Source organism: Roseibium sp. TrichSKD4, from assembly GCF_000148725.1.
Taxonomy (GTDB): Bacteria; Pseudomonadota; Alphaproteobacteria; order Rhizobiales; family Stappiaceae; genus Roseibium.
The window spans coordinates 1-697 of sequence record NZ_GL476325.1 but is presented as its reverse complement, the minus strand read 5'-3'; the positions used below and the strand labels follow the sequence as shown (position 1 = coordinate 697).

Below are 697 nucleotides of genomic sequence, written 5' to 3'. Positions count from 1 at the left end.
ATGCTGCGCCGGGATCGGCGCTCCATGGTCATGGCAAGCGGAGTGCGCAGGACCGTAAGGTCCGCAGGCAACAGGGATTGTTACCGACAGGCGGAGACGGACGCTTGCGGCTGGCTCCGGGAGCCGTGCGAGTAGAGCCCGGCCCGAAGGGGTTGCAATCTCCAAGCCGACAGAATCATAACGCACCCGCGTTAAACTTGACGCATTATAATTGACGCAATTGCATTTTGTTGCAATATAATGCCTCTTAACGTTATATAAAGCTTTTAAAAGCAATATAATGCTGTATTTATAAGTCGGATCATTGAAGGGAGCCCGACATGCCCGTCATAGCCGTCGCCAATCCCAAGGGTGGGGCAGGGAAGTCCACGACAACGCTCATCCTAGCCACAACGCTTGCAAGCCGGGGCGCAAGTGTTTCTGTCTTAGATTGTGATCGGAACCAGCCAATCGCAGGTTGGAAATCCGGAAACTCTAAGAATCCGGTAACAGTCGATAGTGCGACAGATGAGGAGAGTTTCAAGGAAAAGCTGGACTACCATCGCCAGCACAAACAATTTGTCTTTATTGATCTTGAGGGAACTGCAAACCGTCTTATGTCCCGAGCACTATTTCGCTCGCACTTGGTCATAATTCCGATACAAGCCAGCCCGACCGATGCCGAGTTGGCTGCCCGCGCAATTCATCTGATCAAAGA

1 protein-coding gene is annotated in these 697 nt (G+C 51.9%); it reads left to right on the top strand.

What is annotated here, in order from left to right:
• Positions 1-320 precede the first annotated feature (320 nt).
• A partial coding sequence (locus TRICHSKD4_RS27770; RefSeq protein ID WP_009469819.1) for a ParA family protein occupies positions 321-697 on the top strand: 377 nt, incomplete at its 3' end.